Annotated in this window: 19 protein-coding genes and 1 riboswitch; of the genes, 6 read left to right on the forward strand and 13 right to left on the reverse strand. The window is 72.8% G+C overall.

The window, feature by feature from the left end; all coding sequences use genetic code 11:
* Positions 1-229: 229 nt before the first annotated feature.
* From ACFZP7_RS14685 to ACFZP7_RS14720, 8 genes are all read right to left on the reverse strand, one after another.
* On the reverse strand, positions 230-973 hold the full coding sequence (locus ACFZP7_RS14685; protein ID WP_125773566.1) for a transglycosylase family protein: 744 nt from the start codon (positions 971-973) through the stop codon (positions 230-232).
* 3 nt (positions 974-976) lie between these two features.
* Positions 977-1142: riboswitch (cyclic di-AMP (ydaO/yuaA leader) on the reverse strand.
* Positions 1143-1325: 183 nt separating this feature from the next.
* Positions 1326-2390: a transglycosylase family protein gene (locus ACFZP7_RS14690; RefSeq protein WP_385634571.1), complete on the reverse strand. Its 1065-nt coding sequence runs from the start codon at positions 2388-2390 to the stop codon at positions 1326-1328.
* Between the two features lie 147 nt (positions 2391-2537).
* A complete protein-coding gene (locus ACFZP7_RS14695; RefSeq protein ID WP_385634572.1) occupies positions 2538-3851 on the reverse strand; it encodes a cytochrome P450 in 1314 nt (437 codons plus the stop codon).
* On the reverse strand, positions 3848-4834 hold the full coding sequence (locus ACFZP7_RS14700) for a nucleoside triphosphate pyrophosphohydrolase (RefSeq protein ID WP_125538016.1): 987 nt from the start codon (positions 4832-4834) through the stop codon (positions 3848-3850). Before ACFZP7_RS14700 ends, ACFZP7_RS14695 begins: the two co-directional genes overlap by 4 nt.
* Positions 4835-5061: 227 nt before the next feature.
* The gene (locus ACFZP7_RS14705) at positions 5062-5709 is read right to left on the reverse strand and encodes a SurA N-terminal domain-containing protein (RefSeq protein ID WP_019329937.1); all 648 of its coding nucleotides are present in this window, start codon (positions 5707-5709) and stop codon (positions 5062-5064) included.
* Positions 5710-5859: 150 nt separating this feature from the next.
* Positions 5860-7350 (reverse strand): serine/threonine protein kinase PkaE, encoded by a 1491-nt coding sequence (gene pkaE / locus ACFZP7_RS14710; protein ID WP_225619896.1) that lies wholly within the window; start codon positions 7348-7350, stop codon positions 5860-5862.
* Between the two features lie 38 nt (positions 7351-7388).
* Positions 7389-8078 (reverse strand): hypothetical protein, encoded by a 690-nt coding sequence (locus ACFZP7_RS14715; protein ID WP_031021360.1) that lies wholly within the window; start codon positions 8076-8078, stop codon positions 7389-7391.
* 132 nt (positions 8079-8210) lie between these two features.
* Positions 8211-10394 carry an N-6 DNA methylase gene (locus tag ACFZP7_RS14720; RefSeq protein WP_385634573.1) on the reverse strand — a complete coding sequence of 728 codons (2184 nt, stop codon included), beginning with the start codon at positions 10392-10394 and terminating at the stop codon, positions 8211-8213.
* A gap of 191 nt (positions 10395-10585) precedes the next feature.
* Between ACFZP7_RS14720 and ACFZP7_RS14725 the strand changes: the two genes are divergently transcribed.
* Together ACFZP7_RS14725 and ACFZP7_RS14730 are read left to right on the forward strand one after the other, a co-directional pair.
* Positions 10586-11101, forward strand: a complete 516-nt coding sequence (locus ACFZP7_RS14725; RefSeq protein ID WP_031021355.1) for a hypothetical protein — start codon at positions 10586-10588, stop codon at positions 11099-11101.
* Positions 11102-11327: 226 nt separating this feature from the next.
* Entirely contained in the window at positions 11328-12263 is a 936-nt protein-coding gene (locus tag ACFZP7_RS14730) for a hypothetical protein (RefSeq protein WP_385634574.1), read from the forward strand.
* Between the two features lie 62 nt (positions 12264-12325).
* On the opposite strand, the gene ACFZP7_RS14735 is transcribed toward ACFZP7_RS14730, so the two are convergent.
* Both ACFZP7_RS14735 and ACFZP7_RS14740 read right to left on the reverse strand, forming a co-directional pair.
* Positions 12326-13069 (reverse strand): N-acetyltransferase, encoded by a 744-nt coding sequence (locus ACFZP7_RS14735; protein ID WP_385634575.1) that lies wholly within the window; start codon positions 13067-13069, stop codon positions 12326-12328.
* 111 nt (positions 13070-13180) lie between these two features.
* On the reverse strand, positions 13181-13966 hold the full coding sequence (locus ACFZP7_RS14740; protein ID WP_385634576.1) for an HNH endonuclease family protein: 786 nt from the start codon (positions 13964-13966) through the stop codon (positions 13181-13183).
* 136 nt (positions 13967-14102) lie between these two features.
* On the opposite strand from ACFZP7_RS14740, the gene ACFZP7_RS14745 reads away from it, so the two are divergent.
* Positions 14103-14303, forward strand: a complete 201-nt coding sequence (locus ACFZP7_RS14745) for an antitoxin (RefSeq protein ID WP_019329929.1) — start codon at positions 14103-14105, stop codon at positions 14301-14303.
* Between the two features lie 162 nt (positions 14304-14465).
* Here ACFZP7_RS14745 and mfd read toward each other — a convergent pair whose 3' ends face one another.
* The 3 genes from mfd to ACFZP7_RS14760 form a co-directional block, all read right to left on the reverse strand.
* A complete protein-coding gene (gene mfd / locus ACFZP7_RS14750; protein WP_031021350.1) occupies positions 14466-17999 on the reverse strand; it encodes a transcription-repair coupling factor in 3534 nt (1177 codons plus the stop codon).
* A 314-nt stretch (positions 18000-18313) separates the two neighbouring features.
* Positions 18314-20881, reverse strand: coding sequence for an ABC transporter permease (locus tag ACFZP7_RS14755; protein WP_385634577.1), 2568 nt, complete (start codon positions 20879-20881; stop codon positions 18314-18316).
* The gene (locus tag ACFZP7_RS14760; protein ID WP_029394354.1) at positions 20878-21666 is read right to left on the reverse strand and encodes an ABC transporter ATP-binding protein; all 789 of its coding nucleotides are present in this window, start codon (positions 21664-21666) and stop codon (positions 20878-20880) included. Before ACFZP7_RS14760 ends, ACFZP7_RS14755 begins: the two co-directional genes overlap by 4 nt.
* 506 nt (positions 21667-22172) lie before the next feature.
* On the opposite strand from ACFZP7_RS14760, the gene ACFZP7_RS14765 reads away from it, so the two are divergent.
* The 3 genes from ACFZP7_RS14765 (at position 22173) to ACFZP7_RS14775 (ending at position 26024) form a co-directional block, all read left to right on the forward strand.
* The gene (locus ACFZP7_RS14765; RefSeq protein WP_385638442.1) at positions 22173-23681 is read left to right on the forward strand and encodes an MFS transporter; all 1509 of its coding nucleotides are present in this window, start codon (positions 22173-22175) and stop codon (positions 23679-23681) included.
* Between the two features lie 298 nt (positions 23682-23979).
* Positions 23980-24417 carry a DUF485 domain-containing protein gene (locus tag ACFZP7_RS14770; protein ID WP_385634578.1) on the forward strand — a complete coding sequence of 146 codons (438 nt, stop codon included), beginning with the start codon at positions 23980-23982 and terminating at the stop codon, positions 24415-24417.
* Complete coding sequence (locus ACFZP7_RS14775) at positions 24414-26024, forward strand: cation acetate symporter (RefSeq protein WP_031022303.1); 1611 nt, start codon at positions 24414-24416, stop codon at positions 26022-26024. The genes ACFZP7_RS14770 and ACFZP7_RS14775 overlap by 4 nt, the downstream gene beginning before the upstream one ends.
* Positions 26025-26034 lie beyond the last annotated feature (10 nt).

Consider the following 26034-nt stretch of genomic DNA (forward strand, 5'->3'; position numbering starts at 1 on the left):
GTCCGAGGACCGCGGCGGCTCTGCGGGTCCGAGCCTAACCGGCTCCGGGCGATCGGCCAGCCGATCGCCCACCCGCTGGACAGAACCGAGAGTAAATTGTTTCCGAACGGAACAAAGACGTTTCCGAAAACCCGTTCGGAATCGCGAGTGGTTCCGGGGCGTGAAAAACCCGCCCCGGTGCGTACGGGGGAACACGCACCGGGGCGGGAGTCGCGGGGGCCGCCGCCTCTTACTTGAGGTGCAGCTGCTGGCCCGGGTAGATCAGGTCGGCGTCGTCGACGATGTCGTCGTTCAGCTTGAACAGCTTCGCCCAGCCGCCCTTGACGTCGTGCTCCTCGGCGATCGAGCTGAGGGTGTCGCCCTTGACGACCTTGTATTCGCCGTCGCCCTTCTCGACCTTCTTGCCGGTCGGGGTGGTGACGGTCTCCTTCTTGGCGGCCGGGCGCTCGTCGGAGCGGGAGGCCTTCTGCTCGGTGGAGCGGTCGGCGGTGGAGCCGCTGCTCTGGCTCTGCGAGCTGTCGGCGCTCTCGGAGCTGCCGGAGGACTGCGAGGACTGCGAGGAACCGCTGTCCTGGCTCTCGGAGCCGCCGCCGGTGTACGCGGCGCTCGACAGGCCGGTGCCGCAGACCGGCCAGGCACCCTTGCCCTGGCCCGCGAGCACCTTCTCGGCGATCTCGATCTGCTGCGCCTTGGTCGCCTGGTCGGCGGTCGAGGCGTACTGGGTGCCGCCGTACGCGGCCCAGGTGGAGGCGGAGAACTGCAGACCGCCGTAGTAGCCGTTGCCGGTGTTGATGGACCAGTTGCCGCCGGACTCGCACTGGGCGACGGTCTCCCACTCGGACGCGGTGGCGGCGGAGGCGTTGCCGGCCGCCATCAGCGGGGCGGCGACGGCGGCACCGGTGACGCCGGCGACGGCGACGATGCGGGTGGCCTTGGACGGACGGCGGTGCTTGCCCTTGCCGGAAAACAGCATGGTTGATCCCCTCACCGACGCCTGCGAGGTGAGCTGTCGGGTTCGGGCCGGTTGAGTTGCCCGGCCGGGTTCCTCGCGGAACTCGGCTTCACCCCTAGCCGCCCGGCTCAACTGCCCGGCACGGCGCTTACCTTGGTTCCCCCGCTCCTGCCTGCGGCGCTCGAAGCGACGACTGTTCCCGTACGGCCGCTGGCAGGATTCGGCGTTGCGGCTGTCGGGGCCCGCGGTGGCGAGCGGTCATGACCGTAGACACGCGCTCCGCGGTTTTTCAAAGACGATCACGGCTTCTGAGACCTATCTCTCACGAGATCCAAAACGGACATACAGCCTCTAACCGTGACGCGAACTCCCCCTACTTTTCGCCCGATTCGCCCGTGACCGTGAGCGTCTGACCGGGCAGGATGTGGTCCGGGTCGGCTCCGACGACCTCCTTGTTGCCGGCGTAGAGCGAACGCCACCCGCCGTCGAGGTCGAGGGAGTCGGCGATCCCCCAGAGACTGTCGCCGGAACGGACGGTGTACGAGCCCTCCACGGCCTCCCGCGCATCGCCGTCGCCGCGCGAGGCGTGCCGGCCCGAAGAGGCGTCCGTGCGGCCGCTCTCGGCGCCCTCGTCGGCGCTGTCGCCGCGGTGCCGCCCCGCTCCGGACTCGGCACCGGCAGCCGAAGTGCCGTCGCTCTGCCCCACCTTGTCCGTTTCATCGTTCTTGGTGGTGCCTGTGGACGGACTGCCGGATTCCTGCGAGCCGGCACTCGCGGAAGCATCGGATTCGGCCGAAGTGTCCGACTTGGACGTTTCGCCCTTGCCGGTCGACGTGGCGTCAGGAGTCCCCGACGGGGAAGCCGAAGGCGACGATCCGGAAGCCTCGCCCGAACCGGCCGGGTCCGTCGTACCGGTCGGGTCCGCCGGCTCCGACGAGTCCGCGGTGCCGGTCGAGCCGGACGGGTCACCCGTCCGCGGAGCGGTGGGCGCCTGAGAGGCGTCCCCGCCCTCCGACGACCCGTCACCGGCGGAACCCGCGCCGTCGCCGCCCAGGGCGCCCGAGTCGTTGCCCAGTCCCGCGAGCAGACCGCAGGTGGGCCAGGCGGCGATGCCCTGGTCCGCGTGTATCTTCTCGGCGATTCTTATCTGCTGGGAGCGGCTGGCCTCGTCGGCGCTCGGCGCGTACTCCAGGCCGCCGTACTGCTCCCACGCCTCCTGGGACAGCTGCAGGCCGCCGTAGTACCCGTTGCCGCTGTTCTGGCTCCAGGCGCCACCGGTCTCGCACTCGGCGACCCGGTCCCAGTTCGCGCCGTCGGCCGCGTGGGCGCCGGTGGCGCCGAGGAGGGGGATCGCGATGGCGGAGCCGGTCACTCCGGCGGCGACGACCAGGGCGGGAGCCTGGCGGGGGCGGCGGTGACGACCGTTCCCGGAGAGCATGCGACGACCTTTCACGAGACGACGGGGACCGCGCGGCGGTGATACTCGGGCCACGCTGATCCGTGAACGTATAGGCAGATGATCGCTTGTCACAAGTTCATGCCGCGCAGATCACGTGAAGATCACAAAGTTGAGCGCGTGTCACTTTTACTTCGGGGACGGACCGTGGTCGGCCGATCGCGCGACGGGGGTGAAGGACACGGGCAGCGTGCGCAGACCTCGCATGATGAGGCCGCCGCGCCACCGCAGTTCGTCCGGCGCCGCGGCGAGGCGCAGGTCCGGCAGGCGGGTCAGGAGCGTGGCGAGCGCGGTCTGCCCCTCCAGCCGGGCGAGCGGGGCGCCGAGGCAGTAGTGGATGCCGTGCCCGTACCCGAGGTGCTGGCTGTCGCGGCGGGCGAGGTCCAGGGTGTCCGGGTCCGTGAAGCGCTCCGGGTCGCGGTCGGCGGCGGCCAGGACGACCAGGACGGGGTCGCCGGCCGCGACGGCTCGGCCGCCGATGGAGAGCGGCTCGGTGGCGAAGCGCCAGGTGGCCATCTCCACCGGCCCGTCGTAGCGCAGCAGTTCCTCGACGCCGGTCTCCAGCAGGGACCGCTCCCCGGCCGCGAGGGACGTCTGCAGACGGTCCCGCTGCTCGGGGTGGGTGAGCAGGGCGTACGTGCCGTTGCCGATCAGGTTGACCGTGGTCTCGAACCCCGCGAACAGCAGGATGAAGGCCATCGCCGCGGCCTCGTTCTCGGTGAGGTGCTCGCCGTGGTCGGAGGCGCGGATGAGGCCGGAGATGAGGTCCTCGCCGGGGCCGGGCTCGGGCGGCAGCGCGGCGCGCTTGCGGTGGATGAGGTCGGCGAGATAGCCGCGCATCTTCTTCACCGACCGGGCGACCCCGCCCCGCGGGCCCTTCCCGTGACGGATCATCATGCCCGCCCAGTCCCGGAAGTCGTCCTGGTCCTCGCGGGGGACGCCGAGCAGGTCGCAGATGGCGTAGATGGGCAGCGGGAAGGCGAACTCGTGGATCAGGTCGGCGCTCCCGGTCTGCGCGAACCGGTCGATGAGGTCGTCGGCCAGCTCCTGCACCCGGGGCGCGAACTCGGCGACCCGGCGGGGCGTGAACGCCTTGCTGACGAGTCGACGCAGCCGGGTGTGGTCGGGCGGGTCGATGTTGAGCAGGTGGGTCATCAACTCGGCCTTCCGCTCCCCCGGAATGCCGGTCTTGCCCTTGGCGTGCGCGGGCTCGTCGTGGTGGGCCGGGTTCTTGGACAGCCGCGGGTCGGCGAGCGCCTGCCGGGCGTCCGCGTACCGGGTGACCAGCCATGCCTCGACCCCGCTGGGCAGCCGGGTGCGGTGCACGGGGGCGTGCTCGCGCAGCCAGGCATAGGCCGGGTACGGGTCGGCGGCGAACTCCCAGGTGAACAGCTCGGGTGCCGGCGGGGAGCCGGGGGCGGGGAGGGAGTCCGACCCGGTCATGCCTCGACCTCCCTGATCGCGTCCCGGTAGGCGCGGGCCGCCGCTCTCAGGGCCGCCTCCGGGTCCGTGCCCTCGGCTTCGGCGCGGGCGGCGAGGGCGAGCAGTTCGTAGCCGATGCCCTCGCCGGAGGGCAGGGGCACGGGCAGGCCGGCGGTGCGGACCCGGGAGGCGAGCTTGGCGGCGAGGGCCAGTCCGGGCTGGCCGAGGGGAACCCCGTCGGTGACCGAGGCGCGCTGCTTCTCGGCCGCCTTGGTGCGCAGCCAGTGCTCCCTGACCTCCTCGGGGGTGGTCGCCGTCTCGTCGCCGAAGACGTGCGGGTGGCGGTGGATGAGCTTGGCGACGATGGTGGCGGCCACGTCGTCGACGGAGAACGGGGCGTCGGGGTCCTCCTCGGCGATCCGGGCGTGGAAGACGACCTGGAGGAGTACGTCGCCCAGTTCCTCGCGCAGCTCGTCGCGGTCGCCGTCCTCGATCGCCTCGACCAGCTCGTACGCCTCCTCGATGGCGTACTTGGCCAGGCCCTTGTGGGTGCGCCGGGAGGACCAGGGGCATTCGACGCGGATGCGGTCCATGACCTGGACGAGGTCGAGGAGGCGGGCCCCGGGCAGGTCGTAGGAGGCGGGGAGCAGCTCCAGCTCCGGCATGGCGACCCGGCCCGAGCCGGCGAGGCGGGCCAGTCCGTCGGTGAGGCCGGGGTCCCCCTCCCCGGTGGCGACGACGACCACCGTGTGTCCGCCGGCGCAGGCGGCGACCAGCTCCTCGGCGGCCGGGGCCGCCTCGTCGACCCGTATGCCGGCCTCGCGCAGGTACGGCAGCTGCGGATGCGCGCCGTCGGCGCACAGCACGCGGTCGGCGGTGCGCAGGGCCTGCCAGGCGGGCCAGGAGAGCAGGCCGGGGGCGACGCGGTGGCTCGTGGTGAGCAGGACGATGCGGCCGGGGTCGGGGGTGGTGCCGGGGTGGGTGTCGGCGCTGGTTGCGTTCACCTTCAGAACGTAACGCACCTGGCCGACGGCCCCCGAGTTGTCCACAGGGGGCACGGACCGGTTGTCCACAAGGACCCGGATCGGTGGTCGCCAGGGTCCGGGGCCGGTGGTCGCCAGGGCCCCGGGCCGGTGGTCGCCAGGGCCCCGGATCGGTGGTCGCGAGGGCCCCGGACCCGGTGGTCGCCAGGGCCCCGGACCGGTTGGCCCCAGGGCCCCCGGCAGGACCGTTACGCCGTCTGCTGGGTCTGTGCCGTCGTGATCTCCCGGACCCACGGGGTCTTGGTGTCGACGCGGCTGCTCTTCTGGACGTCCCAGTCGCCGTAGCGCGGGTTCAGGTCGATGTCGAGCTGGTCGGACGCCTTGGAGAGGGCCTGCCAGAACTCGGGCCGGCTGGTGTCGGTGCCGAGGCTCTCGGCCAGCTTCTGGGCCTCCAGCTGGACGCGGAGGTTGTCGTCCAGGCGGTCGGGGGCCACGCCGTACTGCTGCAGCCAGACCGTCTCCAGCTGCTCGGGGCCGCCCGCCTGCTCCTCCAGGCCGGCCCGCATGTCCTGGATCTCGGCGCGGCTGACGGTCACGCCCGCGTCCCGGGCGGCGCGGTGCAGCACCCGGTCGAGGACCATGCCGTGCAGGGTGTCGCGGGTGAGGCTGCCGGTCCGGGCGAGGACCTGCTGGTACTGGGCGTCATCGGGGACGGCGGCCCGCTGCGCCGCGCGCACCTCGTCGACGCGGTCCTCCAGCTGGGCGACGGTGATCCGCTGGTCGCCGACGACGGCCGCGGCTCCCGGGTGCGCGTCGTTGCCGCACGCGGTGAGCAGGGGTGCCGCGGCGGCGATCGCGGCGGTGAACAGGAGCGCGGTGCGACGGCGGCGGTGCAAGGGAACCTCCCGTTGGAGATTGTGCGACGGTGCACAAGGTCTTGCGATGATCGATGGTAGGCAGTGGCCCGGCTCTGGCCAACCCATTCGACCAACGATTCACCGACGCTTCGGGCACCGCCGCGCCGTCCCCCGGGCAGTGGCGGTGGGTCAGCCGCGCACCTGGCCGAGCCACTGCAGGGTGCGCCGGACCTCGCCCGCGAGGGGATGGCCGGGGCCGTGCAGGCGCTCCACGTCGTGCAGGAGCCGGGCGAGCGTCTCGTGGGCGGCGGCGCGGTCGCCGAGGGCGAGGAGCAGGTGGCCGATGCGGCGGCGGACGTCGTGGGCGAGGTCCGGGTCGGGATCGACGTACTGGTTCTCGTAGTACGGCAGCAGCGCGCGGTACTCGGCGAGGGCGGCGGCCGGCTCGCCGAGCTGTTCCAGACACTGGGCCGCGTCGTAGCGGTGGCGCAGGGACTGGGGGTCGGCCCGGCCGGCCTCGGCGGCGCGCTCGTCGGCGAGGCGGCGCAGTTCGGGCAGGGCGCGCCGGTACTGGCCGTCGTCCATGAGGGTGGCCGCGTACTGCTTGCGCAGGGTGCGCACGACCGGGGAACGCTCGCCGTGCTGTTCGGCGGCGGCGGGCAGGATCGCGCCGAGGATGTCGACGGCCTGGGTGATGCGGCCCTCCCCGAGGAGGCGCTTGACGTCCTCGACGGCGCGGGCGACGTCCGGCTTGCCGGCCTCGGGGACCGGCGTGGCCGGGGCGGGCTGGGGCGCCGGGGTGCGGGCGCGGTCGGGCCAGGGGGCGTGCGGGCGCACGAAGGGGCGGGTGGGGTCGAGGGGGCCGCCGGTGGGCATGCCGCGCGCGGGCAGCAGCAGCGCCAGCTGTTCGTACACCTCCTGGGCGGAGGCGGGGCGGTGCTGCGGGTCCTTGGCGAGCAGGCGCAGGACGAGGGCTTCGAGGGCTTCCGGGACCTCGGGGCGGATACGGCGCACGGGCAGCGGCGGCTCGTACAGGTGCCGGTGGAGGACGCCCAGGGCGGTCGATCCCGCGAACGGCACGTCCCCGCTGAGCAGTTCGTGCAGCAGTACGCCGAGTGCGTACAGGTCGGTGTACGGACCGACCGCGCCGCCCATCGCCTGCTCGGGGGCCATGTAGGCGGGTGAGCCGATGGGGGTGCCGGTGTGGGTGAGGCGGGTGGTGTCGGCGTCCATGACCGAGGCGACACCGAGGTCGAGGACGGTGACGGTGCCGTCCTGCTTCACCATCACGTTGCGCGGCTTGAGGTCGCGGTGGACGATCGGCACCGCGTGCACGGCGCTCAGTACGGCGCACAGCTGGGCGGCCACGGCGACCGCCCACTGCCAGGGGTAGGGGTCGTTCTCGGCGAGGTGGTCGGAGAGGTCGGCGCCGTCGACGTACTGCATGACGAGGAACAGCTCCTCGCCCTCGCTGCCCGCGTCGTGCACGGTGACCAGCCCGGGGTGGTCGACCTGTGCGGTCACCCGGCACTCGCGCACGAAGCGGCGGCGCAGTTCGTCGGCCTCCTGGCCCGCCACCTTGTCGGGGCGCAGCAGCTTCACCGCCACGCGCCGGTCGAGCCGTCCGTCGTAGGCCGTCCAGACCTGTCCCATGCCGCCCTGTCCGATGAGCGTGGACAGCTCGTACCGGCCGGCGACGACGCGTCCTGCCGCCACGGTCACCTTCCGCCCTCGCCCCTGCCGTTCGCGCTGCCGCCGCCGTCGTGCCGGCGCAGGTAGTCGCTCAGCTCGTCGAGTTCGGCGCGGACCTGGTCGATGCGGGCCGGGGCGGGCGGCTGGGGCATGCGGGCGGGGCCGGGCGGCTGGGGCACCGGTGTACCGGCCACCGGCGGCCGGGGTGCGGCCGGGCGGGGCGGGGGTGTCTGCGGGGGCGTCCGGTATCCGGCGGGGGCGGGCCCCGGGCCGTGGGGCGGCGGGGTCTGCGGCGCGAGCGCGGGCCCGTAGGGACCGACGGCGGGCTGTGTCTGGGCGTAGTGCGGTCCGGGCGCCGGGTACGGCTGGTACCCGGGGAACGGCGGCCGCGCGGCGTGCAGACGTAGGTCGACCACGAGGAAGTGCGCGGCGGCCGCCGCCCCGATCAGCAGCAGGGCGGCCATCGCGGCGTCCGTGCGCCCGTCGGTCTCGGGCAGCGAGCCGACCACGGCGAGGCAGCCGATGGACACCGGGAGACTCAGCCAGGCCAGGGTCCAGTCGAGCCGGCCGCCGCGCAGCACGGCGACCCGGAACAGGGGGATGCAGGAGAGCAGCCCGCAGGTGAGGAAGCCGGCGGCGGCGAACAGCACGCGCAGGGTAATGACAGTGGTCGCGCCGCGCGGGGGCGGCGGCCCGGCTGCGCCGTTGCCGTACATGACTGCTCCTGGACCCTGATGCCGTGTCGAACGGACGAACGGATCGTCCGTCGTGAGAGTCCGAGCGTATAGGCCGGGGCCGACAGTGGTCCCCGGTTGTACCGAACCGTTGCCGTACCGATCACGAGCGGGTCATGTCCCGGGTGCCACCGAGCCGTCCGTCAGCCCGTCGTACATGCCCCGTACGAGCTGTTCGCCGAGGCGGCCGGCGAGCCGGAGCGCGCGCTCGAACTCGTCGAGGGCGCGGAACCGTTCGCCGTAGCGGTGCTGGGCGTCGAGCGGGAGCCGGGGCAGCTGGAGGCGGCGGACGTCGAGGCGGGTGGCGGTGGAGGCGTAGCTGCTGGCCTGGCGGTTGTTGGCGGTGCCGCGCAGGAAGCCGGCGAGGAACCAGGGGTCCAGTGCGGCGGGGTCGGGGCGCAGGAGCGCGAGGTTGCGCCCCAGCGCCGCGCCCGCGGTGGCGTCGTCGACGACGCGTGCGACGGAGCCGCCGCCGAGGACCGGGACGACGACGTCCCCCGGTTCGGTCAGCACGGGTTCCTCGTCGCTCTCCGGGAGGGTGCCGGAGGGGGCGGTGCCGGCGAGTACGTCGTGGTCGGTGAGGACGGGCACGCGGGTGCGGCCGCCGTTGGTGCCGGTGCGCAGCAGCAGGGCTCCGCCGCGGGCGAGTTCGCCGACGGTGGTGAGCGGCCAGCGGGCCGTGGAGCGTGCGGTGCCGGACGGGGCGGTGCCGGGCTGCTCGGTGCCGGCGGGCGCGGGGGTGAGGTCGGTGGTCAGGCGCAGGGTCTCGGCGAGGCGTTCGCGCACCTCCGCGAGGTGGCCGGCGCCGTCGGCGGCGGGCGGCGGGAGGTGGCGGGCGGGGGCCAGGTCGACGTCGTCGTCGAGGAGTTCGATGACGGGCAGGGAACGGGCCAGGCCGGGCCGTTCGTCGAGGCGGCCGGCGCGCTCGAAGTCCCGCCAGGCGCCGAGCACGGTCTCCCCGACGGCCCGCCAGTCCGGCCCGCCGCGCCCCTCTCCGGTGAACTGCCCCACGTCGGCGAGCAGCACCTCGGGCTGCGCGGGCGCCGTCCCGGGGCGGCGCAGCACCCACAGGTGGAGCGGGATGCTGTACGGCGGTGCCGCGCCGGCCGGCAGCGCGATCACGGCCCGCAGCGCGCCCCGGCGCAGCAGGTCGGCGCGGATGCGGCGGCCGGAGCGGCGGGAGGCGGCGGCGGGCGGCATGAGGAGGACGGCGGTGCCGCCGTCGCGCAGGCGGGCGAGGGCGTGCTGCACCCAGGCCAGCTCGGACTCGGTGCGGGCCGGGAAGCCGTACTCCCAGCGGGCGTCGTAGGCGAGTTCGTCGTGGCCCCAGTTGCGTTCGTTGAACGGCGGGTGGCACAGGACCGCGTCCGCGCGCAGGTCGGGGAAGGCGTCGGCGCGCAGGGAGTCGCCGGCGGCGGCGCGGACGGTGGCCCGGGTGTGCAGGGCGAGGCGGAGCGCGGTGAGGGCGGCGAGGTCGGGGGCGCCGTCCTGGGCGTGCAGTCGCAGGCCGTCGTGTTCGGGGCGCGGGGCGGGGCCGTCGGGTGCGGCGGCGCGCAGGAGGGCGCCGGTGCCGCAGGCCGGGTCGAGGACGGTACGGGCGGGGCCGGCGAGGTCGGCCATGAGCCCGGCCAGGTCCGCGGGGGTGAGGGTGAACTGGCGGGGGTTGGCGTCGAGGTGGCGGCCGAGGAGGAACTCGAAGGCCTGCCGGGCGCCCAGCTCGGCGGCGAGTTCCGCGGTGCCGCGCAGGAGGGGCGCGGAGGCGAGGGCGGCGGGGCCGGTGAGGTTCTGGAGGGCGGGGGCGGGCGGGGGCGTGGGGGTGGGGGCCGCCGGGGCGGGGGCTCCCGGGGCAGAAGGGGGAACCGCGGCCGTCCGTGCCCCGTGCTCGCGGCGCCGCGGCCCCACCGCGCCGAAGCGCGGCGTCAGCACCTGCTCCAGCGCCTCGGGGAGCATCGCGGCGAGGCGTTCGTCGGAGCCGGCGCTCAGCTCCAGCCAGACGGTGGGGCGCTCGTGGATGAGCAGCAGGACGCAGCCGGCGTGGGTGAGCGCGGTGACCGGTCCCTCGGGGTGGCCGACGACCTGCTGCCAGACCCGCTCCCGCAGGGGGACTTCGGCGAGTTTGCCGTGGGTACGCAGCCAGCCCTCCACCTCGGCGAGGGCGAAGGAGGGGCTGGTCTCGGTGCCGCCGACCGGCTGGGGGAAGTCGGGGTGCCGACGCCGCCAGTTGCTCACGGCCGCGCGGCCGACGCCGGCGAGCCGTGCGATCCCGGCGGCGGTCACTTCTGTCGCGTTGTCCTGCACCCGCACGGCTCCCCTCGTCACATGTGTGTCGCCGAGCATACCGACGGACCGGTAAGGATGGGTTCACGCTCGTGTACACAGTCATCTCCGTGAACTTGGTTGACTCGGTTCACGGACTCTGGTCTTATTGACCTCGCCAACGAGCAACCGCCGGGCAGATGGCGGTCGCCGCATCGGGAGGGGACAGAGTCATGGGCATGAAGACCAAGATCGCGCTGGGTGCCGTGGTGGGGATCGCCGTCATCGGCGCGATGTCGGCGAACTCCGGTGACGGGGGCGGCGAGGGCAAGGCGGACAACCGGACCTCCGCCGGCGCGGAGGAGAAGCCGGGCGGCACCGGGGGCGGCGGGTCCGACGCGAAGACCGCCGGGGACGAGGCCGGCGGCAAGGATCAGGAGAAGGCCGAGGACAAGGCCGCCGAGAAGTCCTCCCAGGCCGACCTGTTCAAGGAGTTCGTGGAGAAGAACGGCACCCCCGCGGAGAAGGAGGCGGTCGCCCACGTCACCAAGGTGCAGGGCGCCGAGGAGCAGAACGACATCCTCGACACCGCCGACGTCTACACCGACTTCACCGGCGGCATCATGGGCGAGGGCATGGGCCCCGCGAAGCTCATCGCCTCCGCGTTCGCCGACTGGAAGCAGAGTGAGAACGGCCTCGTGACCGTCTACGATGCCGACGGCGAGCTGCTCGGCAACGGCAACTTCTGAGCGCCGGCCCACGCCTGCCGCACGGTTCCACGGTGCACGGCTCGTCGTCGCGGCCCGCCACGCGCGGCCCGTGACAGGCCGCGCGTCGCACCACGCCTCACCCTGCTCGCCCTTGCCGTCACCGCTCCACCTTCACCACGCACCGCTTCACCGCTCACCGCTTCACCGCTCACTGCTCACTGCTCACCGTTCAACGCCTTGCTGGGATTCCTGGGGGGACTCCGCCATGCGCCGGCACGTACGCCGCTCCACGTTCACCGCTCTCCTTCTCGCCGCGGCGGCCACCGCGAGTCTCACCGGATGCCAGTCCGGTCCGAGCGACACCGGCGGCACCGACGGCACGGGGGCCACCGCTCCCGCCGGGTCCGCCGCCTCCGGGAAGCCGGACGGTTCGGCGTCCGCCTCCCGGCCCGCTTCCGGCGGAGCGGAGGCCGCGGCGGCACCGTCCGCTTCGGCCTCCGCGTCCGAGGGGCCGTTCGCCGGGCTGAGCGCCACCGAGATATCCGACCGCGCCCTCGAGGCCACCACCGGAGCCCGTTCGCTGCGCATGACGGGCGACGTCCCGGACGAGGAGAGCGGCGGCATGATACGGATCGACCTCGCCCTGGACCGCGAGGGCGAGTGCGCGGGGACCATGAGCATGGACGGCCAGGGTGAGGCCGAACTCATCAAGACCGGCGACACGGTCTACCTGAAGTACGACGAGCAGTTCCTGCGGGCGCAGAGCGAGGGCGAGCCGCAGGCGGACACCGAGGCGCTCGTGTCCCTGCTGGCCGGCCGGTGGACCAAGATGTCCGCGACCGGCCCGGACGCCAAGGACATGACGAGCTTCTGCGACCTGGACACGATGCTGGACGGTGCCGACGGCTCCGGCGAGGGCGACGGCAGCGACGGGGACGGCGACACGCAGGTGACCCGCGGCCGGGCCACCACCGTCGACGGCGCACCGGCCTTCACCCTGCTCGAGACGGACGGCCAGGACCGCAGCACGCTCTACATCGCCGCCGAGGGCAAGCCCTACCTCCTGCGCTTCGACCACGCGTCCGGCTCCGCCGGTGACTCCGGCACCCTGCTCTTCAGCGACTACGACGAGCCGGTCCCCACCGACGCGCCCACCGGTGACGTCCTCGACCTGGACGCGATGAACCAGCGCACCGCCTGAGCGGCGTACGGCACCCGCCGCGACCGCCCCGGCCCGGTCCTGGCCCGGGCGGGGCGGGACGGTCAGAGCGGGTGCCGCATCCACACGTTGGGCTCCACGTACACCGCGTAGCCCCGCTCCGGTTCGCAGCGCACCGGCACCAGGGCGCCGGGCACCTCGACGTCCCCGGCGGTGTCGAAGGGCAGGCCCGTCCAGGCCCGCCACTGTTCCAGCGAGCCGGAGACGGTCATGGAGGCCGGGGCCACCGAGTCGACGGTGGCGCCGGCCCGCGCGTGGACGCGCAGCCAGGGGTCGTGGGGCAGGCCGTCCGGGCGCAGCCGGCGGACGTACTCCTCGATGGGGGCGTGGGGTTCGAGATGCTTGGCGCTGGGGCGAACCGGGGCGACGACCTCGCGGAAACCGAGGGCGCGGGCGTTGTCGCGCATCGCGGCGAGCATCCTGCCGGACAGGCCGAGCCCCTGGGCGTGCGGGGCGACCGTGACGGAGATGGCGCTGACGGTGTCGGGGCGCACCCCGCGGCGCAGGTCGCTGAAGGCCCACACGAGCACTTCGGCCCAGCCGCGCGCGGGCAGCGCGCCGCGCCACTCGGTGTGCAGGGCGAACGGGACGCTGTGGCCGTGGGCGACGACCTCGCCGTGCTCGTCCTCGGCGAACTGCACGTACTGGGGCAACTCGACGGCGATACGCGGGTAGTGGGCGTTGCCCGAGAGGTCCTCGACGGCGAACGCGGGCCAGCTGTCGGCCATCTCCCGGACCCGGTCCAGCATCTCCGGGCGCTCGGCGAGGCTCGATATCTTCAGCTCCATCCGGTCACCGTAGCCAGGGGTGCGCGCGGCCGGACAGCGGTTTTCACCGGCCGCCGGTCACCGGCCCCCGCCCCCAGTCACCGGCCGCCGGTCACCCGGCCGCCGGCCCGGTCAGCCGCCGCACTGGCGGGACATCATCCGCTTGTCCGGTGCCGTGACCGCCAGTTCGTACTTGGCGGCGACCTGCGCGAAGCGGACCGCGTAGGCGCAGCGGACCGACTTGTCGGGCGGGAGCCAGGAGGCGGGCCCGGAGTCGCTCTTGGCTGAGTTGGCGCGGCCCTGCACCGGGATGAGGTTGAGCGGGTCGTTCGCCAACTGCTCGCGCTTGCCCTCGCTCCACCGCGAGGAGCCCATCTGCCAGCTGTAGGACAGCGGCACGACGTGGTCGATCTGGACCTCGCTCGCCTTCTGCTTGCGCCACTCGATGGTGGTGCCGGTGTACGGGTCGTCCAGCGTCATGGCGACGACCACGCAGTTCGAACCGGAGCGGAAGCGCAGTTCCTGCCCGTCGCGCCGGAGCAGGTCGTTACGGGTGTCGCAGCCGTTGCGGGCGTACGGTACGCCGTCGGCCGTGTCCATCCAGGCGTAGCCGAACTCGTCGCGGTCGTACCCCGTCCTCGGCCCGCGCCCCTTGGTCGTCAGGCCGTCGATCAGCTCGCGGGCCTTCGCCCGGTCGGCGTCGCCCATGATGGGAGCGAGGCCGGGGCCGGTCCCGTCCGGGTTGCGCAGCGGGCTGACGGCCCGGCCCGCGGCCGGAGCGCCGGCGCCCTCGTCCGTCGTCGCGGGTCCGCCCCCGTCGGCGCCCTCGCACCCGGTGACCAGCGCCAGCGCGAGGACCGCGCACGCCGCCCCACCGATGCGCCTCCCGCCGATGCGCGTCCTGCCGTACCGCCGCATGCGCGTCCCTCCCCTTGCTGTTCGCCGGTACCACGGTAGCGACGGAGAGGTTCAGACCATAAGTGGGCTTTATTGGGCATGCGGGACAAATCTGTCGTACGGTCGACAGTGAGTCACGTCTCGGAAGGAGCTCTGCATGGGCATCCTCGACAAGATGAAGAGCATGGCCGGCAAGGACAAGGACAGGTCACGGAAGATGTCCGACGCCGCCGAACGCCAGGTCAACCAGCGCACCGGCGGCAAGTACGAGAAGCACGTCGACACCGCGCAGCAGCAGGCCGAGGACAGGCTCGGCTTCGGACGCGAGGGCGGCGGCAACCGGCCGGACCAGCAGTAACACGCTCCCCCGACACAGGGAAGCCGTCCACGGGACCTGTCCCCGTGGACGGCTTCTTCGGTGCCCGCTCGGTGCCCGCTCGGCGGCGGCTCGGCGGCGCGCCGCGGCTCAGGACCCCAGGATCAGGACCTCAGGACCCCAGGGTCTCAGGACCCCAGGGTCTCAGGACCCCAGGATCGAGGTCAGGAACTCGCCGACCCAGCCGAGCAGTTCGCGTCCGACCAGCGGCTTGCCGCCCACCTTCGCGGTCTTCGGACGCGGTACGAGGACCTGGTGCGAGCCCGCCTTGATGACGGACCCGGGGTAGAGCCGCTTCAGGCGCAGCTCCTGCGACTCCCGCAACTCCACCGGCGCGAAGCGGATGTTGTTGCCCTGAAGCACGATCTCGCCGACGGCGCACGCCCGCGCGAGCATGCGCAGGCCCGCGACCAGCAGCAGGTTCTCCACCGGCTCCGGCAGCTTGCCGTACCGGTCGACGAGTTCCTCGCGTACGGCCTTGATGTCCTCCTCGCTGTTGGCGGAGGCGATGGACCGGTACGCCTGGAGCCGCAGCCGCTCGCCGGGGGCGTAGTCGTGCGGGACGTGCGCGTCGACGGGCAGCTCGATCTTGACCTCGAGCGGCGGCTCCTCCTCGACCCCGCCCTCCAGGGAGGCCCGGTAGTCGGCGACCGCCTCGCCCACCATGCGTACGTACAGGTCGAAGCCGACACCGGCGATGTGGCCGGACTGCTCGCCGCCCAGCAGGTTGCCCGCGCCGCGGATCTCCAGGTCCTTCATCGCCACGTACATGCCCGCGCCCATCTCGGTGTGCTGAGCGATGGTCGCCAGACGCTCGTGGGCGGTCTCCGTCAGCGGCTTCTCCGGCGGGTAGAGGAAGTAGGCGTAGCCGCGCTCACGGCCACGGCCGACGCGGCCGCGCAGCTGGTGGAGCTGGCTGAGGCCGAAGTTGTCGCCGCGCTCGACGATGAGGGTGTTGGCGTTGGAGATGTCGATGCCGGACTCGACGATGGTGGTGGAGACCAGCACGTCGAACTTCTTCTCCCAGAAGTCGACGACGACCTGCTCCAGGGCCTGCTCGGACATCTGGCCGTGGGCGGTGGCGATCCGCGCCTCGGGGACGATCTCGCGCAGCTTGGCGGCCGCCCGGTCGATGGACTCGACGCGGTTGTGGATGTAGAAGACCTGGCCCTCGCGCAGCAGCTCGCGGCGGATCGCGGCGCCGATCTGCTTGTGCTCGTAGGGGCCGACGAAGGTCAGCACCGGGTGGCGCTCCTCCGGCGGGGTGGTGATCGTGGACATCTCGCGGATGCCGGTGACCGCCATCTCCAGGGTCCTGGGGATGGGGGTGGCGGACATGGTCAGCACGTCGACGTTGGCGCGGAGCTTCTTCAGCTGCTCCTTGTGCTCGACGCCGAAGCGCTGCTCCTCGTCGACGATGACCAGGCCCAGGTCCTTGAACTTGGTCTCCGAGGAGAACAGGCGGTGGGTGCCGATGACGATGTCCACCGAGCCGTCGCGCAGGCCCTCCAGGGTCGCCTTCGCCTCGGTGTCGGTCTGGAAGCGGGAGAGCGCCTTCACGTTCACCGGGAACTGCGCGTACCGCTCGCTGAAGGTCCCGAAGTGCTGCTGCACCAGCAGGGTCGTGGGGACCAGCACGGCGACCTGCTTGCCGTCCTGGACGGCCTTGAAGGCGGCGCGGACCGCGATCTCCGTCTTGCCGTAGCCCACGTCGCCGCAGATCAGACGGTCCATGGGGACCGTCTTCTCCATGTCCTCCTTGACCTCGGCGATGGTGGTGAGCTGGTCCGGGGTCTCGGCGTAGGGGAAGGCGTCCTCCAGCTCGCGCTGCCAGGGGGTGTCGGCGCCGAAGGCGTGACCGGGCGCCGCCATCCGCGCGCTGTAGAGCTTGATCAGGTCCGCGGCGATCTCCTTGACCGCCTTCTTGGCGCGGGCCTTGGTCTTGGTCCAGTCCGCGCCGCCCAGGCGGTGCAGGGTGGGGGCCTCGCCGCCGACGTACTTGGTGATCTGCTCCAGCTGGTCGGTGGGGATGTAGAGCCGGTCGCCGGGCTGGCCGCGCTTGGCGGGGGCGTACTCCACGACCAGGTACTCGCGGGTGGCGCCCTGCACGGTGCGCTGCACCATCTCGATGTAGCGGCCCACGCCGTGCTGCTCGTGGACGATGTAGTCGCCCGACTCCAGGGTGAGCGGGTCGATGGTCTTGCGGCGCCGGGCGGGCATCCGGGCGCCCTCGCGGCCGGCGGCCTTCTGCCCGGTCAGGTCGGTCTCGGTGAGGACGGCGAGCTTGAGCGCCCGGTCGACGAAACCGTGCTCGATCGAGCCGCAGGAGACGTGGACGACGGAGGGGCTGAGGGTGTCCAGGTCGTTGTCGAGGCGGGCCGCGATGCCCTCGCCGCCGAGGACCTCGACGGTGCGGGCGGCCGGGCCGTGGCCCTCGGTGAGGTAGACCGCGCGCCAGCCGTCGGCGAGCCAGCCCTTGGTGTCGGCCAGCGCCTTGGCGGTGTCGCCGCGGTAGGTCTCGGGGGCGTGCATGCCGAGCTTGAGGGTGTCGGCCTCCTCCAGCGCGTCGTCGGCGGCGAAGGGGGAGACCGACCACCACATCATGTCCAGCTCGCGGGCCCGGTCCCGGACGTCCGCGATGGACCACAGGGAGGCCGCGTCCACGTCGATCGGCGCCTCGCCCCCGCCCGCCGTGGCCGCCCAGGACGCCTGGAGGAACTCCTGCGAGGTGGCGACCAGGTCAGCGGCGCGGGTGCGGACCCGCTCCGGGTCGCAGACCACCGCCATGGAGCCCTTGGGCAGCACGTCCAGCAGCAGCTCCATGTCGTCCACGAGGACGGGGGCCAGGGACTCCATGCCCTCGACCGCGATGCCCTCGGCGATCTTGCCGAGCAGTTCGCCCAGCTCGGGGTGGTCCTCGGCCAGGGCGGCGGCCCGCTCGCGGACGTCCTCGGTGAGCAGCAGCTCGCGGCAGGGCGGGGCCCACAGGCCGTGGTCGGCGACCTCCAGGGAGCGCTGGTCGGCGACCTTGAAGTAGCGGATCTCCTCGACGTCGTCGCCCCAGAACTCGACGCGCAGGGGGTGTTCCTCGGTCGGCGGGAACACGTCCAGGATGCCGCCGCGCACGGCGAACTCGCCGCGCTTCTCCACCAGCTCCACGCGCGCGTACGCGGCGGCCGCCAGGGCCTCGACGACCTCGTTCAGGTCGGCGGTGGAGCCGGTGCGCAGGGCGACCGGCTCCAGGTCGCCGAGGCCCTTGACCTGCGGCTGGAGCACGGAGCGCACGGGCGCGACGACGACGGAGACCGGGCCGGTCTCGGGGTCGTCGGGGCGGGGGTGCGCCAGGCGGCGCAGTACGGCGAGGCGGCGGCCGACGGTGTCGCTGCGGGGGCTGAGCCGCTCGTGCGGCAGGGTCTCCCAGGACGGGTACTCGACGACGCCCTCGGGCGGCAGCAGGGAACGCAGGGCCGCCGCCAGGTCCTCCGCCTCGCGCCCCGTCGCGGTCACCGCCAGCACCGGGCGGCCCGTCTCGCGGGCCAGGGCGGCGATCGCGAAGGGCCGTGCGGCGGGCGGGCCGACCAGGTCGACGTGCATGCGGTTGCCGTCTGCGGCCGCCGTGATCGCTTCCGCGAGGGCGGTGTCCTTGACGACGGCGTCGAGCAGACCGTGCAGGCTCATTCGGGGCGCTTTCCGTGCGGGGGTGTACAACACGACGGGCCCGACGCGCGCTGCGGGCCGGGGTGTCTCCAGCGTACGTCTCTCCGCTCGGGCGCGTCGGGGGCTGTGGACGAGGTCGGCCGAGTGGTGGCCGGTGCCGCCGTGGACGTACCGGGGGGCTCCGCCCCTGGACCCCCGGGCCTGTGCCCGCCCACCACCCGACTCGGTAGGCCGGGAAGTGACCCGAAAGAGGCCCGGCGCCTCCGCCCTGCTGGGACGTCGGCGCCGGGCCCTTCCCCCGCAACCCCCGTGTGCGGTGGCTGTCGGGTCGGGTGCTACTCCGTCGCGATGGCGTTCAGGACGTTCATCCGGCCGGCGCGGAAGGCCGGGACCAGGGCCGCGAACAGACCCACGAAGGCCGAGCCGATGAAGACGCCGATGATCGTCGGCCAGGGGATGTCGAGGACGTTCAGTCCCTCCAGGGCGAGCAGCTTCTGTGCCGTGGCGCCCCAGCCCATGCCCAGCCCCAGACCCAGCAGGGCACCGAAGAGGGCGATGACGACGGACTCCATGCGGATCATCCGGCGCAGCTGGCGGCGGGAGAGGCCGATCGCCCGCATCAGGCCGATCTCCCGGGTCCGCTCGACCACCGACAGCGCCAGCGTGTTCACCACGCCGAGGACGGCGACGATGATCGCCAGGGCGAGCAGGCCGTAGACCATGTTCAGCAGCTGGCCGACCTGGTCCTTCAGCTCCTGCTTGTAGTCGGTCTGGTCGGCGACCTGGTACTGCGGGTAGGCGTCCAGGGACTTCTTCAGCGCCGCGTACGCCTGGTCGGCCTGGCCTTCCTCGGCCTTGGCGAACATGATCATGTTCGGCGGGACGTTCTCGGCCGGCAGGTACTTCCGCATCGTCTCGATGCTGATGTACCGCGCGCCCTGGTCGATGGCGACGTCGTCGCTCGTGATCGCGGCGACCTTGAGCTTCGCGGTCTCGCCGCCCTTGAAGGCGACGGAGATCGTGTCACCGACCTGCACACCGTGCTTCTCGGCGTAGTCCGAGCCGACCGACATGGCGTCGGTGCCGTAGGCGGCGGAGAGCTCGCCCGCCGTCGTCACGCGGCGCACGTCCTCGGCGTAGGTCGGGTCGGCGGCCGTGACCCCGTCGTCGTCGGTCTTGCCGTCGGGCGAGGTCAGGGTGGCGTCGAGGACCTTGTAGCGGGTGACGTGCTCCAGTCCGGGCGTGTCCTGCATCGCCTTCTCGGCCTGCGGCACGATCCGCTGGTTGCCCTGGACGATGAAGTCCGCGCCGACCGTCTTGTCCAGCTCGCTGGTGGCCGAGGCGACCATGGAGGAGCCGACGACGGACAGACAGGCCACCAGCGCCAGACCGATCATGAGGGCGGCGCCCGTGGCGCCGGTGCGGCGCGGGTTGCGCAGGGCGTTGCGCTCGGCCAGCCGGCCCACCGGGCCGAAGGCCCGCAGCAGCACCGCGCTGATCACCCGGACCACGAAGCTGGCCAGCAGCGGGCCGATGACGACGAAGCCGATGAGGGTCAGCACGATGCCCGCGCCGAGCATCATCGAACCCTCGCTCGCCTTGTCGGCGGCGCCGGCCGTGAACAGGGCGGCGGCACCGGCACCGGTGAGCACCAGGCCGATCAGCCCGCGTATCCAGCCGGCCTTGCCGTCGGCCGGCGTCCCGGCGTCGCGCAGGGCGGCCATCGGGGAGATCTTGCCGGCGCGGCGGGCCGGCAGGTAGGCGGCCAGGACGGTGACCACGATGCCGAGGACCAGGCCGACCACCGGGGTCGCCGTCTTGATGGTCAGGTCGTCGGTGGACAGGTTCATGCCCGCCGCCGACATCAGCTTCATCAGGCCGACGGCGATGCCGACACCGGCCGCGACACCGAGGACCGAGCCGACGATGCCGAGGAACAGGGCCTCGACCAGCACCGAGCGGTTGACCTGCCGGCGGGAGGAGCCGATGGCCCGCATCAGGCCGATCTCCCGGGTGCGCTGGGCGACCAGCATGGAGAAGGTGTTGATGATGAGGAAGATGCCGACCAGGAACGCGATCCCGGCGAAGCCGAGCATGGCGTACTTGATGACGTTCATGAACTCGCCGACGTCCTCGCGCCCTTCGTCGGAGGTCTCCTTGGCCGTCTGGACCTTGTAGGAGCCGCCGTCCAGGGCCGCGGTGACGTTCTGCTTGAGCTGCGCGTCGGTGACGCCGGAGGCGGCGGTGACGTTGAACTGGCTGAACCGGTCCGCTCCGCCGAGCAGTTGGCGCTGGGCGGTGGGGGTGTCGAAGTAGACGACCGCGGCCCCGGGGTTGGTGACGGTGAAGGAGGCGATGCCGACGATCTTCGCCTTGAAGTCGCCGGTCTGCGCGATGGTGCGCAGCTCGTCGCCGATCTTCAGGTCGTGCTTGTCGGCGGTGTCGGAGTCGACCATCGCCTCGGTCGGGCCGCGCGGCGCGTGCCCCGAGGTGATCTCCATCGACCGCAGGTCGTTCTTGGTCCAGTTCCCGGCGAGGGTCGGGGCGCCGCTGGTGGCTCCCACGTTGTCGTTGTCGGCGTCGACGACGGTCACGTTCATCGAGACGACCGCGCCCTCGGCCGACTCCACGCCCTCGGCCGACCGGATCGTCTCCAGCGTCGACGCGGGCAGCGACTCGGGCACGCCGTTCTGCGGGTCGTCCTCGGCCTCGGCGTCCTTCGGGGAGACCGTGACGTCGGCCGAGCTGACCGCGAAGAGCTTGTCGAAGGTGGTGTTCATGGTGTCCGTGAACACCAGGGTGCCGCAGACGAACGCCACCGACAGCAGCACCGCCACCGCCGACAGCGCCATGCGGCCCTTGTGCGCGAAGAAGTTGCGCAGGGAGGTCTTCACGACGGTCATGACGTGCGCCCCCGGGCGTCGAAGTCCTTCATGCGGTCGAGGACGGCTTCCGCGGTCGGCTTGTACATCTCGTCGACGATCCGGCCGTCGGCGAGGTACAGCACCCGGTCCGCGTAACTGGCGGCCACCGGGTCGTGGGTGACCATGACGATGGTCTGGCCCAGCTCGTCCACCGAACGCCGCAGGAAGCCCAGCACCTCGGCGCCGGCGCGCGAGTCGAGGTTGCCGGTCGGCTCGTCACCGAAGATGATCTCGGGCCGGGCGGCCAGCGCCCGCGCCACCGCCACCCGCTGCTGCTGGCCGCCGGAGAGCTGGGTCGGCCGGTGCTTGAGCCGCCCGGCGAGCCCGACGGTCTCCACGACGCGGTCCAGCCACGCCCGGTCGTACTTGCGGCCGGCGATGTCCATGGGCAGCGTGATGTTCTCGATCGCGTTCAGCGTCGGGAGCAGGTTGAACGCCTGGAAGATGAAGCCGATCCGGTCCCGGCGCAGCTGCGTGAGCTTCTTGTCCTTCAGGCCCGTTATCTCGGTCTCGTCGAGGTAGATCTGCCCGCCGGTGACGGTGTCCAGGCCGGCCAGGCAGTGCATCAGCGTGGACTTCCCCGAGCCCGACGGCCCCATGATCGCGGTGAACTGTCCGCGGGCGATGTCCACGTCCACGTGGTCCAGGGCGACCACCCGGGTCTCCCCCGACCCGTACGCCTTCACGACCTGCCGCGCCCGCGCGGCAACGGCCGTACGCCCTCCGGTGCTCCCGTGTGCGGGAATACTTACGGCCGATGTCATGTCAAGTCTCCTATGTCGGTCATCACCAGAGCCGCCGGTGCCTGCGGCGTGCGCGCGGACGGCGCGCGTGGTCGTGCTCGTGCTCGTGGTCGTGCGCGGGAACGTGTCGCTGCTACGTGGAAGAGTCTGTCCCGAACCGGGTGTCGAGCGCGCTGAGGAACAGCGCACTCTTCTGCTGGGGAAAACCCCACCCCCACTGGTCCGGTTCACCGCCCCCCAGCGGCGTAAAGCCAGATTAAGGAGCCGTCGGTCCCGTCTCGTCCTCCGTCGGTACGAACCCTCCCCGACCCGTAGTACGGAGGTACCCCTAGGGGCAGTCCACCCTTCGGTGGAGCCGGACTCGGGGTGACCCTCCCCCTCAAGACGCACCGAGCATCCACCCTCCCGCGACGTCAGGGTCAAGTGGGAAGCTGAACCCGGCAGATGGATGCAGGGGGAACGCAGAAGGAGGGAGCGTTCGGGTGGGAGGCGTGGGCAGCGCGGACGGCGCGGACGGCACCAGATCCGTGGTGGACGAGGCCGCACCCGGCCCCGGCCCCGACCGGCGCGGCGCCGTCGTCGCCGCCCTGATGCTCGCGATGGCACTGGCGGCGCTGGACGCCACCATCGTCTCCACCGCCGTACCGCAGATCGTCGGCGACCTCGGCGGCTTCTCCCTCTTCTCCTGGCTCTTCTCCGGCTACCTGCTGGCCGTCACCGTCACGCTGCCCGTCTACGGCAAGCTGTCCGACACCTTCGGCCGCAAGCCGGTCCTGGTGGTGGGGGCCGCGCTGTTCCTCCTCGGCTCCCTTCTGTGCGCGCTGGCCTGGAACATGGCCGCCCTCATCGCCTTCCGCGTCCTCCAGGGACTGGGCGGCGGCGCCCTGCAGGGCACGGTGCAGACACTCGCCGCCGACCTGTATCCGCTCGAGGAACGGCCCCGGATCCAGGCCCGGCTGTCCACGGTGTGGGCGGTGTCCGCCATCGCGGGCCCCGGTCTCGGCGGGGTGCTGGCCGCCTACGCCGACTGGCGCTGGATCTTCCTCATCAACCTGCCGGTCGGCGCGCTCGCCCTGTGGCTGATCGTCCGTCACCTGCACGAGCCGCCGGGGGAGAAGTCCCCGCGGGGGACGGGCGGGACGCGTCCGCGCGTCGACTGGGCGGGCGCGCTGGCGGTGTTCGCCTGCGGCGGCGTGCTGCTCACCGCCCTGGTGCAGGGCGGGGTGGCCTGGCCGTGGCTGTCGGCGCCCTCGCTCGCCCTGTTCGCCGCCGGCCTCGTCCTGCTGGCGGCCGTGGTGGTGATCGAGCGCCGCGCCGCGGAGCCGATCATCCCCGGCTGGGTGTGGCGCCGCCGCACGATCGCCGCGGTGAACCTGGCGCTCGGCGCGCTGGGCGTGCTCATGGTGGCGCCGACCGTCTTCCTGCCCACGTACGCCCAGTCGGTGCTGGGCCTGGCGCCCGTGGCCGCCGGTTTCGTGCTGTCGGTGTGGACGCTGAGCTGGCCGGTGTCGGCGGCCCTGAGCCAGCACGTGTACCGCAGGATCGGCTTCCGCGACACGGCGATGCTCGGCATCGGCACCGCGGCCCTGCTCCTGTTCGCCTTCCCGTTCCTCCCCTACCCCGGCCAGGCGTGGCAGCCGGCGCTGCTGATGCTGCTGCTCGGCGGCGCGCTCGGCCTCTTCCAGCTTCCGCTCATCGTCGGCGTGCAGTCCACGGTCGGCTGGTCGGAGCGGGGCACGGCGACCGCGTCGGTGCTCTTCTGCCGGCAGACCGGGCAGACCGTCGGCGCGGCGGCCTTCGGCGCGATCGCCAACGGGGTGCTGGCCGCACGGCTCGGCGGGACGGGCGGGACGGCCGCCGGCGACCTCGACTCCGTGACCCGGGCGCTGGACCCGGGCACGGCCGGGGAGCCCGTGCGCCGGGCGGTCGCCGACGCCGTGCACGCGGTCTACCTGGGCGCGGCGGGTGCGGCGGCGCTGGCGTTCCTGGTGCTGCTGCTGGTGGCACCGCGCCGGTTCCCGGTCCTCCCGGACTGAACCGCCGGACCGAACCGCCGGACGGTCCGCCTGACTGCCCGCCGGACGGTCCGCCGGACCGAACCCCACCGGCCTGTCCGCCGGACCGAACCGGACCCGAGCCGGGCGCCGTCGGGTCCGGCAAAGCCCCTGGTTAACGCGGGTAACACCCCGGAAGCGGCATGGCAAGCGCATACCGACCGATCAGTTCGGCCAAAACGCAGCGCCTCACGTGACCGGCGAGTAGCGTGCGTGACCCCCACCCCCCACCTCCCTGCGGTCCGCCGCACCGGACCCGAGCCGCGCAAGGAGAACCGGGATGTCCTACGACCCGTCCCCGTCGTACCCGCACCGGCCGCCACCACCCCCGTACCGACCCCCCTGGCCGCCCCGGCCCCCGCACCGACCCCCGCACCGGCCCTCCCCGCCCGCACCCCACCGGACCGCCCTCGGGCACCACAGCGACCTGCGCGTGCTGCGCACCGCCTACCGCTGGCAGCGGCGCACCGCCACACTCACCGCACTCGGCTACTTCACCCTGTTCCTGTTCCTGTCCGCGTACGCGCCCGGTGTCATGACCGACACCTCCCTCGCCGGGGGCCTGCCCACCGGGCTGCTGCTCGCCCTGCTCCAGCTCCCCGTCACCTGGCTGGCGATCGCGCTGTACGAGCACACCGCCCGTCGGCACGTCGACCCGCTCGCGGACCGCATCCGCAAGGAGGCCGCACTGGACGCCAGGCGGGGGGCGGGGCGATGACGGAGTTCAGCGGCAACGCCCAGACGATGGCCCTGGTCGGCTTCACCGCCGTCGCCACCGTCACCCTCCTGCTGTGCGTGATGACCGGCCCGGACCGGGACGACCTCGACGAGTTCTACACCGGCTACGGTTCCCTGTCCCCCATGCGCAACGGCCTGGCGATCGCCGGCGACTACATCTCCGCGGCGACCGTCCTCGGCACGGGCGGCGTCATCGCGCTCTTCGGTCACGACGGGGTCGTACTGGCGCTCAGCACCGCCCTGTCGCTGATGCTGCTGATGTTCCTGCTGGCCGAACCCCTGCGCAACGCGGGCCGGTTCACCATGGGCGACGCGCTCGCCCGCCGGATGCCCGGACGCAGCGTCCGCGTCGTGGCCTGCGCGGTGACCCTCGCCGCGCTGCTGCCGCTGATGCTGGTGCAGCTCGCGGGCACCGGCCAACTGCTCGCCTTCGTCCTGGGCTTCTCCGGCGAGTCGCTGGAGACCGGCTGCATCGTCGGGCTGGGCGCGCTGATGATCAGCTACGCGGCGATCGGCGGCATGAAGGGCACCGCCCTCATCCAGATCCTCAAGATGGTGATGCTGCTCGGCTCCGGCGTCGTGATCGCCGTGCTGATCCTCCACCGCTTCGACTGGGACCCGGGCGCGCTGTTCGACGCGGCGGCCGACAACAGCGGCGTGGGACCGGCGTTCCTGAACTCGGGGCTGCAGTTCGCGGGCGGGCCCCACCCCGAGGCCGACATGATCACCTCGCAGCTGACGGTCGTCCTCGGCGGCGCCTGCCTCCCGCACGTCACCATGCGCATGTACACCGCCTCCTCCGCCCGCCAGGTGCGCCGCTCGATGTCCTGGGCGGTCTCCAGTGTGGCGCTGTTCGTGCTGGTCATCACGGTCGTCGGCTTCGGCGCGACGGCGCTGGTGGGGCGGTCGGTGATCGCCGGGATCGACCCGCAGGGCAACACGGCCTATCTGCTCGGCTCGCAGGCCGCGTTCGGCGAGCGGGTCTCCACGGCGGAGACCTTCCTGTTCACGACGGTCACCACGGCCGTCTTCCTCACCCTGCTCGCCTCCGTCGGCGGAATGATCCTCGCCTGCGCCAACTCCCTGGCCCACGACGTCTTCGCCACCCGCGTGCAGGAGCTGTCACCGCGCCGCGAGATGACCCTGGCCCGGCTGTCCGCCCTGGCCGTCGGCGTCCCCGCGATCGTGCTGGCCACCCTCGTCCAGCACCGCAGCCTCCAGCCCCTGGTCACCCTGTCTTTCTGCCTGGGCGCCTCGGCCATCGCCCCCGCCCTGGTCTACGGCCTCTTCTGGCGCCGCTACACCCGCACCGGGCTGCTCAGCACCCTGATCGGCGGCTCGCTGGCCGTCCTGCTGCTGATGCCGGGCACCAATCTGGTCTCCGGCTCACCGGTCTCGGCCTTCCCCGAGGCCGACTTCAACTGGTTCCCGTTCACCACGACCGGGCTGGTCTCCATCCCCCTGGGCTTCGCCTGCGGCTGGCTGGGAACCGTGCTCTCCGGCCGGCGCACGGCGGAGGAGCAGCGCCGGCACTACGAGGCCGTGGAGGGCTCGATCCTGGCGGGGGCGGTACGGCGAGGGGGGTGACGGCGCCGGC

Source organism: Streptomyces sp. SudanB5_2050, from assembly GCF_964272335.1.
Taxonomy (GTDB): domain Bacteria; phylum Actinomycetota; class Actinomycetes; order Streptomycetales; family Streptomycetaceae; genus Streptomyces; species Streptomyces rochei.